13 protein-coding genes and 1 tRNA gene are annotated in these 13325 nt (G+C 62.0%); 9 read left to right on the forward strand and 5 right to left on the reverse strand.

All coding sequences use genetic code 11. The annotated features are described in order from the left end of the window. Window positions 1–1936, reverse strand: a 1936-nt coding sequence (ppdK, locus tag EOA49_RS15900; protein WP_127243247.1) for a pyruvate, phosphate dikinase, incomplete at its 3' end; no start/stop codon positions are given. Window positions 1937–2154: 218 nt separating this feature from the next. Here ppdK and EOA49_RS15905 point away from each other — a divergent pair. From EOA49_RS15905 to EOA49_RS15920, 4 genes are all read left to right on the forward strand, one after another. Further along, window positions 2155–2499, forward strand: a complete 345-nt coding sequence (locus tag EOA49_RS15905; protein WP_066997872.1) for a VOC family protein — start codon at window positions 2155–2157, stop codon at window positions 2497–2499. A gap of 170 nt (window positions 2500–2669) precedes the next feature. Then, window positions 2670–2744 (forward strand) — tRNA-Gln (locus EOA49_RS15910). Window positions 2745–3102: 358 nt separating this feature from the next. Beyond that, window positions 3103–4050, forward strand: coding sequence for an ABC transporter substrate-binding protein (locus EOA49_RS15915; RefSeq protein ID WP_127239379.1), 948 nt, complete (start codon window positions 3103–3105; stop codon window positions 4048–4050). A gap of 131 nt (window positions 4051–4181) precedes the next feature. Next, window positions 4182–4817 carry a TetR/AcrR family transcriptional regulator gene (locus tag EOA49_RS15920; RefSeq protein WP_066997878.1) on the forward strand — a complete coding sequence of 212 codons (636 nt, stop codon included), beginning with the start codon at window positions 4182–4184 and terminating at the stop codon, window positions 4815–4817. Window positions 4818–4878: 61 nt separating this feature from the next. Here EOA49_RS15920 and EOA49_RS15925 read toward each other — a convergent pair whose 3' ends face one another. From EOA49_RS15925 to EOA49_RS15935, 3 genes are read right to left on the reverse strand one after another with little or no spacing between them, the layout of a single operon-like run. Continuing rightward, a complete protein-coding gene (locus tag EOA49_RS15925; RefSeq protein ID WP_127239380.1) occupies window positions 4879–5550 on the reverse strand; it encodes a 4-carboxy-4-hydroxy-2-oxoadipate aldolase/oxaloacetate decarboxylase in 672 nt (223 codons plus the stop codon). 35 nt (window positions 5551–5585) lie between these two features. Then, entirely contained in the window at window positions 5586–6608 is a 1023-nt protein-coding gene (locus tag EOA49_RS15930; RefSeq protein WP_127239381.1) for an amidohydrolase family protein, read from the reverse strand. 19 nt (window positions 6609–6627) lie between these two features. Further along, window positions 6628–7725, reverse strand: coding sequence for an alcohol dehydrogenase catalytic domain-containing protein (locus EOA49_RS15935; RefSeq protein ID WP_164746630.1), 1098 nt, complete (start codon window positions 7723–7725; stop codon window positions 6628–6630). 236 nt (window positions 7726–7961) lie between these two features. Between EOA49_RS15935 and EOA49_RS15940 the strand changes: the two genes are divergently transcribed. After that, on the forward strand, window positions 7962–8315 hold the full coding sequence (locus EOA49_RS15940; protein WP_066997887.1) for a DoxX family membrane protein: 354 nt from the start codon (window positions 7962–7964) through the stop codon (window positions 8313–8315). Window positions 8316–8343: 28 nt separating this feature from the next. Further along, window positions 8344–8883: a cupin domain-containing protein gene (locus EOA49_RS15945; RefSeq protein WP_067327891.1), complete on the forward strand. Its 540-nt coding sequence runs from the start codon at window positions 8344–8346 to the stop codon at window positions 8881–8883. Window positions 8884–8937: 54 nt separating this feature from the next. Here the strand turns inward: EOA49_RS15945 and EOA49_RS15950 are convergent, their stop codons facing one another. Further along, complete coding sequence (locus EOA49_RS15950) at window positions 8938–9837, reverse strand: LysR family transcriptional regulator (RefSeq protein WP_127239383.1); 900 nt, start codon at window positions 9835–9837, stop codon at window positions 8938–8940. 107 nt (window positions 9838–9944) lie between these two features. Between EOA49_RS15950 and EOA49_RS15955 the strand changes: the two genes are divergently transcribed. From EOA49_RS15955 to EOA49_RS15965, 3 genes are all read left to right on the forward strand, one after another. Next, window positions 9945–11324 carry an aminomethyltransferase family protein gene (locus EOA49_RS15955; RefSeq protein ID WP_127239384.1) on the forward strand — a complete coding sequence of 460 codons (1380 nt, stop codon included), beginning with the start codon at window positions 9945–9947 and terminating at the stop codon, window positions 11322–11324. A 156-nt stretch (window positions 11325–11480) separates the two neighbouring features. Next, a complete protein-coding gene (gene purU / locus EOA49_RS15960; RefSeq protein ID WP_127239385.1) occupies window positions 11481–12329 on the forward strand; it encodes a formyltetrahydrofolate deformylase in 849 nt (282 codons plus the stop codon). A 16-nt stretch (window positions 12330–12345) separates the two neighbouring features. Next, a complete protein-coding gene (locus EOA49_RS15965) occupies window positions 12346–13230 on the forward strand; it encodes a methylenetetrahydrofolate reductase (protein WP_127239386.1) in 885 nt (294 codons plus the stop codon). Window positions 13231–13325: the final 95 nt, after the last annotated feature.

Raw genomic sequence — 13325 nt, forward strand, 5'->3', positions numbered from 1 at the left:
CGGCGTCGGTCTGGGGCAGGAATTCGTGCAACGGCGGGTCCAGCAGGCGGATCGTCACCGGCAAGCCCGCCATGATCTCGAACAGCTCGAGGAAATCCGAACGCTGCATCGGCAGAAGCTTGTCGAGCGCCGAGCGCCTGTCCTTCTCGGTGTCGGCCAGGATCATCTCGCGCATGGCGATAATGCGGTCACCTTCGAAGAACATGTGCTCGGTGCGGCAAAGGCCAATGCCTTCGGCGCCGAAGGAGCGCGCCATGCGCGCGTCGAGCGGCGTCTCGGCATTGGTGCGCACCTTCATGCGGCGCGCGGCATCGGCCCATTCCATGATGGCGGCGAAGTCACCGGACAGCTCCGGCTGCAGCATGGCGACGGCGCCCTTCAGCACCTGGCCGTTGCCGCCGTCGATGGTGATGATGTCACCCTTGCGGAAGGTCTGGCCCATCGAGATCAGCGTGCCGGCCTTGTAGTCGACTCGCAGCGAGCCGGCACCCGACACACAGGGCTTGCCCATGCCGCGCGCCACCACGGCGGCATGACTGGTCATGCCGCCGCGCGTGGTGAGGATGCCTTCGGCGGCATGCATGCCGTGGATGTCCTCCGGGCTGGTCTCGACGCGCACGAGAATGACCTTGCGGCCTTGCGCCTTGGCATCCTCGGCCTCACCGGAGGAGAAGACGATCTCGCCGGTGGCCGCACCCGGCGAGGCCGGCAGGCCGACGCCGATGACGTCGCGCGCCGCCTTGGGATCGATGGTCGGATGCAGGAGCTGGTCGAGCGAGGCCGGATCGATGCGGGCGACCGCCTCCTCTTTCGTGATCAGCCCGTCTTTCGCCATCTCGACGGCAATCCTGAGCGCCGCCTTGGCGGTGCGCTTGCCGGAGCGGGTCTGCAGCATCCACAATTTGCCGCGCTCGATGGTGAATTCGAGGTCCTGCATGTCGCGGTAATGCTTCTCCAGCCGGTCGGAAATATCGACGAAGGCCTGGAAAGCTTCCGGCATCAGTTTCTGCAGCGAGGGCTTGTCGGAGCCCGCAGCGATGCGCGCGGCCTCGGTGATGTTCTGCGGCGTGCGGATGCCGGCCACCACGTCCTCGCCCTGCGCATTGACCAGGAATTCGCCATAGAGCTGCTTTTCGCCGGTCGAGGGATTGCGGGTGAAGGCAACGCCGGTGGCGGAGGTGTCGCCCATATTGCCGAACACCATGGCCTGGACGTTGACCGCCGTGCCCCAGCTTTCCGGGATGTCGTGCAGGCGACGGTAGGTGATGGCGCGGTTGTTCATCCAGCTCGAAAACACGGCGCCGATGGCGCCCCAGAGCTGCTCGCGCGGGTCCTGCGGGAACGGCTTGCCGAGCTCCTCCTCGACCTTGGCCTTGTAGAGCGCGATCACACCCTGCCATTCGATGGCCGTCAGTTCGGTGTCGAGCTCATGGCCGAGGCTCGCCTTCTGGTCCTCGAGAATTTCCTCGAAAACCTCGTGATCGAGGCCCATGACGACGTCGGAATACATCTGGATGAAGCGGCGGTAACTGTCATAGGCAAAGCGGGCATCGCCGGAATCGGCGGCAAGCGCCTCCACCGTCTCGTCGTTGAGGCCGAGATTGAGCACGGTATCCATCATGCCTGGCATCGAAGCGCGGGCGCCGGAGCGCACCGAGACCAGAAGCAGCTTCGACGGATCGCCGAAATTGCGGCCGGTGAGCCTGCCGATATGGTCGAGCGCCGCCAGGACATCCGCTTCAAGCGATGTCGGATAGGTGCGGCCGTTGGCGTAATAGGCATTGCAGACTTCAGTGGTGATGGTGAAGCCCGGCGGCACCGGCAGGCCGAGGCTGCACATCTCGGCAAGGTTGGCGCCCTTGCCGCCGAGCAGGTTGCGATCACCGGCTCGGCCTTCAGCGGCACCGTCGCCGAAGGTGTAAACCCACTTGGTCATGCATGCCCTCCAGGTCCCTTGGAAGATAGACAACACCCGGGCCAAGGCCCCGGTCCCCGCCCTTCCGATCCGAGCGATAAGATGCTGCATTGCGAAAGGCAAGCGCCGGCAAAGCAAGCGCCGCGACTACAATCGATTAAGCAAAAGCTGCGTCAAAAAGACTTGCCGGTGTGAGTTGCGCGAGATAGAACACAACAAGAACAAAGTGGAGTAGCGCGATGAAACTCGAGGGAAAACTCGACTATCTGGAACTTCCGGCCACCGGCGGCACGCTGGACAGCGTCAAATCCTTCTACAGCGCGGCGTTTTCCTGGTCTTTCACCGATTACGGGCCAACTTACTCCGCTTTTGCCGAGGGGCTCGACGGCGGCTTCCAGGCCGATGCGGGCGAAGCGCCCGCCAGACCGCTGCCCGTGCTCTATTCCGAAAACCTGGAGGAGACGCTGGAGGCCGTTGAGAATGCCGGAGGCAGCATCATCAAGCCGATCTTTTCCTTCCCAGGCGGCAGGCGGTTCCACTTCACCGACCCGGCCGGCAACGAGTTGGCCGTGTGGGGCGAATAGCCCGCAATTCCGGTCGCCGGATCGATCTCCCTCCAGATTACGCCCGAACGCGGCGGCAATCCGCCGGCGCAGACATGCGGCTAGATTACTTTGGATGTCAGAGGTCCAGGCATTGAGCTTTCGACCGGCTCGTCCTATAAGGCCGCGCGCAGCGGGCACCGCCCGGCTGCTGGGGCGTCGCCAAGTGGTAAGGCATCGGTTTTTGGTACCGACATTCCCAGGTTCGAATCCTGGCGCCCCAGCCAACCATTTTCATCTTTTATTCAATGATTTAGCTAAATCGATCAGGTCTTCGTCTAGGGCACTCGGCTAGGGCCTTGGATTGCGTGGACCGGCAGCAAGAATCTGGCGTCCGGAACTGGACTTAAGAGAAGCGGCGCCGTTTAGGACCGCTTCGAATTCACGATAGCATGTGCAGTATGGTGCCAAGGGCCGTAGCCCCTGTTGGCCGCTTTTCGCGATCGAGAGCACGCGGACCATTGTTCACGGTAGCTCAGTCAGCCGGGCTGCGAGGAAAAAAGCGCGGCCGGTTGACATACCGCTTAGAATTCCAATACCTATAGTATTTAAACGCCCAGTGCTGAATACCGGCGGGAGGAGCCAATGGCCGAAAACACGACAGCTGATCCTTCCACGCCTGCCCAGCTTCGCCTCGCGGGCGGAGCGCAGGGATTCAATTGGCTTCCGGTCTTCCTTGCAGACGAGTTGGGATTATTCGGCAAGCACGGCATTGCCATCGAATACAAGCGCTTCGGCAGCGTCGACAAGGCAACGGGAGCTGTCCTTGAGGGTGAGGCCGACCTTGCGATTACGCCGCCAGAAGGAGCAGTCGCGGACTTCGTGAACGGTGGAGAACTGCGCATTGTTGCGGCCAATGCAGTGCGGCTGCCGATGTCTCTCGTGGCGCGGCCAGAAATCGCCACCCTGGCGGACCTTCGAGGAAAGAGGATTGGCACGTCCTCGCTCACCGAGGGTACTGCGATTTACACGCAGATTGTGCTGGCTTCCCAAGGACTGCACTACCCCGCCGACTACGAATTCGTGCTTGCGGGTATTCATACCAAACGGTGGGAGGCGCTGCAGGCCGGGCAAGTCGACTGTGCTCCCCAGCCCGCGCCGTGGAACTTCCTGGCCGAGGACCAAGGCTACAAGCTGATCGGCGAGGTCAATGAGTTCATACCCGAGATCCTCTTCACCGCGGTCATCGGCCGATCATCGTGGCTGCAAGCCAATCGAGATGTGGTCATACGCTTCATCAACGCCCTGATTGAGGCCCATGCGATCACCAATGAACCGGCGCGGCAGGACGTAACATTGCCGATCTTCCAACGCATCACCACGCCGGAAAGCTCCACCCTGGCCAATCGTGCTCTAGGATACATGCGTGACATGGGCATGTGGCCGGACAAGCTGGCCGTGCCGGCAAACGCATTGCGCACGACGATCGACCTGATGATCCGCGCGCATTTGCTCGATGAGGCCCTTCGGAGCCAAGCGCTGCACGCCTTCGATGCTTCTTACCTCGACGCCGCTTGCACCACTGTCGGCTGAACCCATCCTGCCGTGCACCAAAGCAATCCCGCAACTGACCCCTCACCTTCGCTTGCCCTTGGAGGTCGACGACCCTAAGTTGCTTGCTCAGATACGCTGGGTATCCCGATACGTTCATTGGATGATCAAAGATGGCGCGACTGACCCGTGAACAAAGCCAAGCCTTGACGCGCGAAAAGCTTTTGGCTTCGGCCAGCGAGATGGTGGCCCGAGACGGCTATTCCGGCGCATCGATCGAGCGGATCGCAGAGGAGGCCGGCTTCTCGAAGGGGGCCTTCTACTCCAATTTCACGAACAAGGAAGACATCTTCCTGCAACTGCTGGAGCGCAACGCCGGCGGAGATGTGGTCGAACTGACCGAAAGGCTTCGCAGCGTTGACGAGCCGAAGGATGTCATCGAATCCATTTGCGAATGGGCCAACCAACGCGCCAAGGACAAGCGCTGGGGAACGCTGGCCATCGACCTGCTGCGCATCGCGCGCCGCGACAACACGCTGGAGGATCGGCACCTGCGCCTGTTCAGGGACCAGTGGGAAGGGCTGGGCAGGCTGTTGTCGGAGAAGCTGTTTCCGTATGGGGATGCGGAACCCCGGCCACTCTATGTCGGCGGTATCGTCCTCGAACTCGTCTATGGCGGCATGTCGAGTTTTATGGACGACAGGGCGCCCGGCGAAATGGTGCGGGTCGCGCTGACGTCGATGCACGAGGCTCATCTTTTTAGGCACAAGAACGGAAAGGCCGTGCGCAAGCGGACTGCAGCGTCCTGACGCGAACCATGCCACGCCACGTTGGTGGGCCGACCGATTCTCCTTCGTGGACGTCGGGTGCCTATTCGTAGACAAGTCCCTTCAAGCGCAGCCGTTCGCGCATTGAGTTGACGTCCAGGCTGAGCTTGCCTGCAGCGTAGAGGCGACGTTTGTCTTCCTCGGCCGCCTCCCGCTCTCGTGCCGTTCTCGCAACCAACTCGGCATTGGCACGCGGCACCACGCAGACGCCATCATCATCGGCGACGATCACGTCGCCAGGGCAGATGCGGGCACCGGCGCAGATGATCGGAACCTGGCAATCGCACGGCGTCTCCTTTACCGTTCCCTGAGCGAAGATCGCCTTCGACCAGACCGGGAACTTCATCGCTCGCAAAGCAGCCACATCGCGCACGCCGGCATCGATCACGAGGCCTCGGATGCCGAGCGCCATCGCCGATTCAGCCAGAAGGTCGCCGAAAAATCCGTCTTCGCATGGAGAGATCGGAGTCACGACGAGCACATCGCCCGGCCGCGCCTGCCCCAATGCAACATGAATGGTCCAGTTGTCGCCCGGCGCCACCTCGCAGGTAAGCGCATTGCCGCCGATCCTGGCGCCGTCATAGATGGGACGCAGCCGCGAGGCCAGCAGCCCCTTGCGTCCCTGGGCCTCGTGAACGGTTGCCACCCCCAGCGCGCCCAGTGCGTCGCACACTTCGATCGGCGTACGTTCGGTGTTTGTCACGACTTTTGCCATTGATATCTCCAGAGATTCGTGCCGGCCGGACCTCGCTAGCGACCCTGTCGCTTGAGCCTCTCGTCCAGCCGCGGGTAGACTTTGCGCGCATTGCCCTCGAACACCGCCGCGCGGTCGGCTTCGTCGAGGCCCAAAGCATCGATGTAACGGCGCGTGTCGTCGAAGTTGAAGCCGGTCAGCGGGTCAGCCGCCTTGACCGCGCCCAGCAGTTCCGAGCCGAAGAGGATGTGGTCCGGACCGATCACGCGAAACAGCGTGTCGATCCCCGCCTGGTGGTAGACGCAGGTGTCGAAATAGACGTTGCGCATCAGGTGCGTGGCGAGATCCGGCTTTTCCATCATGATTGCCAGCCCGCGATAGCGGCCCCAGTGATAGGGAACCGCGCCGCCGCCGTGGGGAATGATTAGCTTGAGGTCTGGGAAAGCGCGAAACAGGTCGCCCTGGATCAGCTGCATGAACACCGTGGTGTCGGCATTGATGTAGTGCGCACCGGTGGTGTGCAGGCAGTCCGAGCACGCGCCCGAGACATGGATCATGGCCGGCACCTGGAGCTCGACCATCCTCTCGAAGAGCGGATACCAGTAGCGGTCATAGATTGGCGGCGCGGACCAGAAGCCGCCGGACGGATCGGGGTTGAGATTGCAGCCGACGAAGCCGAGCTCGTCCACACAGCGCTCGAGTTCAGCCAGCACAGGAGCGAGGTCACCGCTCATCGACTGCGGCAGCTGGCAGACACCGGCAAAGTTCAGCGGGAACAGGTCCACGATGCGCGCAATGAGATCATTGGAGACACGGGACCATTCGGCATTCAGCGCAGCGCTGCCGACATGATGACCCATGCCCGAGGCCCGGGGCGACAAAATTGTCACGTCCGAGCCGCGCTCCTGCTGAAGACGAAGCTGGTTTTCTTCGACGGTCGCGCGAAGCGTCTCGTCGCTTATGGCGGGATAGACCGGACCTGCGTCGCGCTGGCCCTCGGCAAACGCCACCTGGGCCTTGCGATAGGCATGATGCGCCGGGGGCTCGGTGGTGTAGTGACCGTGGCAGTCGATTATCATGGCATTCTCCAACCGCAGCTCAGGGCTCCAGCACATAGTTGGTGAAGCCACCGTCGCCCGAGGCTACGCCGTTGATCGCCTCATTGATCTGGTCCAGCGGATAGGTGCGGGCTTCCAGCACGGACAGGTCGACCGCGCCAGACCGGACCAGCTCCGCTATCTCGATGCCCTCCGCGGTGCTGAGCCAGGCCGAACCGGTGAGCACCATCGAATTGTCCATCCACCATTTGGTGTTGAACAGCATGTCGGCGCCCGTACCGCCGATGTTGACGATGGTGCCGCCGCGTTTGACGCCCATCATCGCGTCCCTCATGGCGTTGACGTCGGCCACCGCGCCAAGGCTGTCGAGCATGAGATCCGCGCCGGAGTGGTGCTTGGAGCGCACCCAGTCCGCGACCTTGCCGTCCAGGCTGGAAAAAATCTCGATCCGGTTCGGCGCGAGGCGCTTCAGCTTTTCCAGCAATGGCTTGCCGCGCGCGACCGCGTAGATGGTGGATATCCCCATGGCGAGCGCGAACATGGTGGCGCCGACACCCAGCGTCCCGGTCGCGCCGTTGATGATCAGCGACTTGCCCGCAAGGTTGCCCAGCTTCTTGAGCGCCGAATAGGACGTGCCGAGATAGCCCATGCGGGCAGCCTGCGGAAACGTCATATTGTCGGGTATCTTGACGATGGCGCTCTGGGGCGCGCGCATGAATTGAGCGAAGCCGCCGCCGGGATAGCGCTTGTAGATTTCCAGGCTGTTGCGATTGAACCCGAAATATCCGGCGAAGGTGAAGTAGTCGCACTTCATCTGGTTGCCGCTGGCGCAGGCGTGGCAGGCACCGCACGAACGCAACGGATTGACGTAGACACGGTCTCCGGGCTTCAAGGCAACGACCTGCTCGCCCACTTCGTGCACGATGCCGGCGGGGTCAAGGCCAAACGTCGCGGGCTTGGGAGGCAGCGGCTGGTGAGGATACCAGTTCTCCCAGTTGTTCAGCACGTTGGCGAGGTTCGGGACCATACCGCAGGCTTTGACCTCGACCACGACATCTGTTCCGCACGCTCGAGGCTTGGCGATCTCCTCGATCCGCATTGGTTCGTTTACCGCATGCAACCGTGCGGCGCGCATCATCACTGTCACGATGTTCCTCCTCAAATACCGCCAAACCGGATCGAGTTGACATTCCGATTGGACTGTGGATACCGTACAGTATCTGGATTGGGAGACGCAAGACCCGATTTGCGGTGCCGGTACCAACCATCGCTGCTGCCCTCGGGCCTACGCTCGATTTCGCAGGGTGGCTGGCGGCCAAAACCGGGCCCGCTCACAACGACTGCAGCCGTCACGCTGCTGGGAGGAGACGTACAATGCCGTTCGAGTTGCAGCCTCAGGACTGCCTGAGGATCCTATGTGGAGTCTGGTTCCTGCCGCATCTGATCGGGAAGGTCAGGAACTTCGATAAGGCGCCGGTCACATTTGAGAAGGCCGGTCTGAAGCCTGGCAAGGCATTCCTTGTCCTGACAATCGTCCTCGAGGTGCTTGCCGCGCTCGGCATGATTTTCAACGTCTATTCGAAAGCAGCAACCGGTTGCGCGATCGTCGTGCTGCTCGGAGCAGCCTACGCAGTGGTGAAGATCAACGGCGCCAAATGGCGCTGGCAGCAGATGGGACCGGAATTCCCGCTTTTTTGGGCGCTCGCTTGCCTCATCTCGGCACTGTGACTTTGAACATCTACCTGGGAGGTTTGATATGCAGGTTCGGCGCATCGTCACTGGCAGGGACAACGCCGGTAAGTCAGTGGTCGTCAGTGACGGTCCCTCCCCTGGGGAAATGGTCCTGCGCCACACGCCAGGTTTCGTATCGTCGCCACAGTGGAAAATCGAGGAGGCGCCAGAGCTGCGGAGCATCGACAACAAGGACCCCATGGAGACGACCGGCACCATGGTCATGCCGGCAGGCGGATCATCGTTCTGGATCATTACTTTCCCTCCCGACAGCGTCTACATGTCATCGGAATGGAACCCCGCGGTAGCTGGTCCCGAACTCATCGAGGCGTCACCTGGCATTGCCGAGCGGATGGAGCCGGACAGCCCTGGCATGCACCAGACCCCGACCGTCGACTACGTCACGGTGGTCAAGGGCAGACTGATCCTGGAACTCGATGACGGCAGGACTGTCGAGCTAAATGCCGGCGACACCGTAGTCCAGCAGGGCACTCGTCACGCATGGCGCAATCCAGGCGACCAGCCGGCGACGATCTCCGTGATCATGCTCGGCGCCACTGTCTGACGCGGCGGTTACCATCCCAGAGACCACACCAGCCTCGGCTGGGCTTCGGACCGCTCAGATCGTTGCCGCCACGTCGGCGAGGATCTGGCGCGTCCACGCATGCAGGCCCGAATAGTGAGAACGCTCGGTCCAATACATGTCGATCTGGATCAGCACCTCGAGAGGGAAAGGTTTTAACGTCAACTTGTCCGAAAGCCGGCGGGCCAGGCGATAGGGAATGGTCGCGACCAGCTCCGTGCCCCGGATCAATGCTTCAAGATTGTCGTGGCTCGGCACGATCACGCTCGGCGTAATCCTGACGTCGATTGCCCGAAGCGCCGCGAAGTACAACGCCTCCCACTGGCCATTGTGGGTCACGGCGATATGCCGCGTCTGCCGGTAGCGATCCATCGTCAGTTCGCCGGCCGCAAGCGGATGGCTGGAATCCATGATGCAAGCGTAGCGGTCGGTGAAGAGTTTGCGCCGGTAGTAGATATCGCCGAAAATCGCCACCGGGCCAAGCACGATATCGCAGATGTTTTCCTTGAGCTGCTGCCTGCCGTGCACCGCGGATTCAAAAATGTTGACTGCGATCTGGGGCGCCTGCTGCTGGACCTGGCGCACGAAGGCCGGCATCAGGAACATACGCTCGTGATGGTTACAGGAGATCGTCACGCTGCCCGTGGACGTAGCGGGATCAAAACCTTGCAGAGAGGACAACGCCTGCATGCGCTCGAGGACATCGCGCGCTTCCTGGGCGAGTTGACGGCATTTGTCGGTCGACAGGATCGAGTTGCCCTGCCGAACGAACATCGGGTCGTTGAAGGCCTTTCGAAGCCGCTTGATCGAATAGCTGATCGTCGACTGGTTGACGCCGAGGCGCTCCGACGCCTCTGAAAAGGACCGGCAGTCGTTGACCATGACCAATGCCTGCAAAGCATTCAGGTCGATCTGGGCAAGTTCCTCCGACAGCATGGCGCCTACTCTCTATGCAAAATTTCGATCACCTGTATCGAACCTATTGGGTTGTTAGATGTCCTGCAAGGGCTTAGCCGGAAAGGAGCTGCACAGGAGGATTGAAAATGGCTGCTAATCTCGAACAGAAGATCGCTGACGCTGGAAGCGCCCAAACCATGCTCTGGGAATCGCAGAGCCCGCCGATCGTCAGCACGCCGGTGACGCCGGAATTCACCAACTGGCGCGACGAACAGCTCGCTTGGCGCAGCAACGCCGTGCTCTATGACCAGTCGCACCATCTCGCCGACCTGAACATCCGCGGCAAGGATGCGCTGAAGCTCATCCGCGACACGGCGATCAACAGCGTTGAATACTTTCCCGTCAACGCCGCGAAGCAGTATGTAGCGGTCAACGACGAGGGCCAGCTCATCGGCGACAACATCCTGTTCCGCTATGAGGAAGACGAATTCCAGGCGGTGGGCATTCCGCCGACGATCAACTGGCTTCAGTATCATGCCGAGACCGGCGGTTACGACGTCGAGCTCGTGCGGGACAATCCGTCCTATGCCCGCAAGGGAAATCCGCTGTGCTACCGCTACGAGATCCAGGGACCTGGCGCGTTCAACGTGATCCGGGAACTCATCGGCGGCGAGCCGCCGGATGTGAAGTTCTTCCACGGCACCCGCTTCACGATCGCCGGCAAGATGGTCCGCGCGCTTCGCCACGGCATGGCGGGCGAACCAGGCTTCGAGTTCGTCGGGCCCTGGGCCGATCATGAGGTCGTTCGGGCCGCTCTGCTCGAGGCGGGCAAAAAGCACAACATGATTCAGGTCGGCGGCCGGGCTTACCTGACCAACTCGCTCGAGTCCGGATGGCTTCCGCGCCCGTTGCCGGCGTTCTACTCGGGCAAGAGCACGGCGGGCTTCCGCAAGTGGCTTGGCGCGGACGAGATCGATGCCAATGTGTCTCTCGGCGGAAGCTTCTTTTCCGAGAACATCGAGGACTATTACTTCTCGCCCTACGACGTGGGCTACGGAAAGATCGTCAAATTCGACCACGACTTCATCGGCCGCAAGGCCCTCGAGGCCCAGGTCGCCGACGGCCGGACCACGGCCAACCGCAAGGTGACGCTGCAGTGGAACGGCGACGACGTCGCCAAGGCGTGGGCCTCGATGTACCAGCCAGGTGTCGGAGCGAAGTTCATCAACCTTCCGATCGCCCACTACGCGACCTATCACTACGACCGGGTCGAGGCGCCAAACGGAAGCTTGGCCGGGCGTTCGCTTCATACCGGATACTCGGCCAACTACCGTTCGATGATGTCGATCGCGGTCGTGGATGCGGCAGTGGCAGAGCCTGGCACCGAACTGGTGGTGGTCTGGGGCGAGCCCAAGCCATCCTCCAAGGTGCAGGTTGAAGACCACGTGCAGTTCAAGATCCGCGCCACCGTCCACCCGGCGCCGATCGACGCGCACGCACGCACCAGCTATCGCAAGAACGCCTAAGCCGCACGCCTGAACCGAGGGCGGCATCACGGCCGCCCTCCCCTCACGGCAACCGCACCCGACGACAACAGACTGGCGGGACCTCCTGCCGGTGTCGCTTTGCGACGCGAGAAACCGCCTTGCCCTTCAGCTCGGCCGTCAACCCGGAGACCGGGTATGGAAAAGTCCTATCTGCTTACGCTCCAATGCAAGAACCGGCCGGGCATCGTCGCCGGCGTGGCGAGCCGTTTGGCAGCACATGGCGCCAACATCACCGCGGCCCAGCAATTCGACGACCCCGAGACGGATCGGTTCTTCATGAGGGTAGCGTTCGATTTGCCTTCGCCCCTCGATGATCTCGCCGGGCGTTTTTCCGAGGAGGTCAACCGCTTCGGCCTGCAATGGACATTGCGGCCCCAGAACCTGCCCCGCAAGGTTCTGCTGCTTGTCTCGAAATTCGACCACTGCCTGGTAGACCTGCTTTACCGCCAACGACTGGGCGAGTTGCCCATGCAGGTTGTCGCCATCGTCTCCAACCATCCGCGAGAAGGTCTCAACCTCGCCTCCGACGACGCCATTCCCTTCCACCACTTCCCGATCAGCCATGAGACCAAGGCCGCCCAGGAGGCGAAGATCAAGCGCGTGATAGAAGATAGCGGCGCCGAGCTTATCGTGCTGGCCCGCTATATGCAGATCCTATCCGACGACTTCTCAGCCTATCTCTCCGGCCGCTGCATCAACATCCACCATTCTTTCCTGCCGGGGTTCAAGGGCGCCAAGCCCTATCACCAGGCGCATGAGCGCGGCGTGAAGATGATCGGAGCAACGGCGCACTACGTCACCGAAGACTTGGACGAGGGTCCGATCATCGCCCAGGACGTCGAACATGTGACCCATGCCGACACGCCCGAGGACCTCGTTCGCAAGGGTCGGGACATCGAACGCCGCGTGCTGGCCCGCGCGGTCGCCTTCCACCTTCAGGATCGGGTCTTGCTCAATGGACGCAAGACCGTCGTCTTCGCCTAACAACGGAGCCACGCGCATGGAAAAAGCTGCTATCCGCCCCTCCTCTATCGGCGCCTCGATCGAGATGGCGCCAAGCCAGGTGATCGACTCCCCTGACCTACCGGGCCTTTTCCCGTCGGGGGTCCGGGTCTACATCACCGATATCGGCCTGGCGGACACGCCGACCCTGGTCAAGGCAGCGCGTCGCGTCGCGGACCTTGGCTACACCGCGGTTCCCCATATGGCCGCTCGCCGACTGACCACGCGCCAAGCGCTGGAAACGCGGGTGAAGGCTTTGGCTGAGGAAGCGGGTGTCCGCGACTTGCTCATCATCGGCGGCGACGTGGCTACCCCAGCCGGTTCATTTTCCTCCTCTTTCGAGGTGCTCGAGACTGGTTTCGTTGACAAGTACGGCATCGCCGAGGTCGGTGTAGCCGGCCATCCGGAAGGCAGTCGCGACTTTGGCGACGAGGCGGCGATTGCAGCGCTCCGGATGAAGAGCGCCTGGGCCGAGCGGACCGGGGCAAAGATGCGTGTCGTCACCCAATTTGGCTTCGACGCGGACAAGTTCATCGCCTGGGCGGACGGCCTGGCGGTTTCCGGGGTGGACCTGCCGATCCATCTTGGCGTGGCCGGTACTGCCAAGATCACGACCTTGCTAAAATACGCCGCCTTGTGCGGCGTCGGCAATTCGCTGAATTTCTTGAAAAAGCGCAGCGCCTCGCTTGCCGCCCTTGCCACCAGTCACTCGCCGGAGAGCTTTGTCGGCCCGATCGAGCACCATCTGCGGGCAAAGCCGGAGTCGGCAATCGCGCAGCTGCATGTCTTTCCGTTTGGCGGCATCAAGAATACGGCCAGGTGGCTCTACGAGCGTGGCTCGTGGCAAGACCTCGAAGCCGACGATCGCTCGTCGATCGCTTAAGCGCGCAGCCACCTCCCGAGAGCCGAGCCAGACCATGGCGCGCCGATCGTCGGCGCGCCATGGTCTCTCGTTGCCGCTACATGGGCGAATGTTGC

The sequence above is a fragment of the Mesorhizobium sp. M1A.F.Ca.IN.020.04.1.1 genome, from assembly GCF_003997315.1.
Taxonomy (GTDB): Bacteria; Pseudomonadota; Alphaproteobacteria; order Rhizobiales; family Rhizobiaceae; genus Mesorhizobium.

Bases quoted from the DNA above. Each gene is read 5' to 3' on its own strand.
- EOA49_RS15905 (WP_066997872.1), top strand. From the start codon at position 2,155: ATGAAACTCGAGGGAAAACTCGACTATCTGGAACTTCCGGCCACCGGC.
- EOA49_RS15915 (WP_127239379.1), top strand. From the start codon at position 3,103: ATGGCCGAAAACACGACAGCTGATCCTTCCACGCCTGCCCAGCTTCGC.
- EOA49_RS15920 (WP_066997878.1), top strand. From the start codon at position 4,182: ATGGCGCGACTGACCCGTGAACAAAGCCAAGCCTTGACGCGCGAAAAG.
- EOA49_RS15925 (WP_127239380.1), bottom strand. From the start codon at position 5,550: ATGGCAAAAGTCGTGACAAACACCGAACGTACGCCGATCGAAGTGTGC.
- EOA49_RS15930 (WP_127239381.1), bottom strand. From the start codon at position 6,608: ATGATAATCGACTGCCACGGTCACTACACCACCGAGCCCCCGGCGCAT.
- EOA49_RS15935 (WP_164746630.1), bottom strand. From the start codon at position 7,725: ATGATGCGCGCCGCACGGTTGCATGCGGTAAACGAACCAATGCGGATC.
- EOA49_RS15940 (WP_066997887.1), top strand. From the start codon at position 7,962: ATGCCGTTCGAGTTGCAGCCTCAGGACTGCCTGAGGATCCTATGTGGA.
- EOA49_RS15945 (WP_067327891.1), top strand. From the start codon at position 8,344: ATGCAGGTTCGGCGCATCGTCACTGGCAGGGACAACGCCGGTAAGTCA.
- EOA49_RS15950 (WP_127239383.1), bottom strand. From the start codon at position 9,837: ATGCTGTCGGAGGAACTTGCCCAGATCGACCTGAATGCTTTGCAGGCA.
- EOA49_RS15955 (WP_127239384.1), top strand. From the start codon at position 9,945: ATGGCTGCTAATCTCGAACAGAAGATCGCTGACGCTGGAAGCGCCCAA.
- purU (WP_127239385.1), top strand. From the start codon at position 11,481: ATGGAAAAGTCCTATCTGCTTACGCTCCAATGCAAGAACCGGCCGGGC.
- EOA49_RS15965 (WP_127239386.1), top strand. From the start codon at position 12,346: ATGGAAAAAGCTGCTATCCGCCCCTCCTCTATCGGCGCCTCGATCGAG.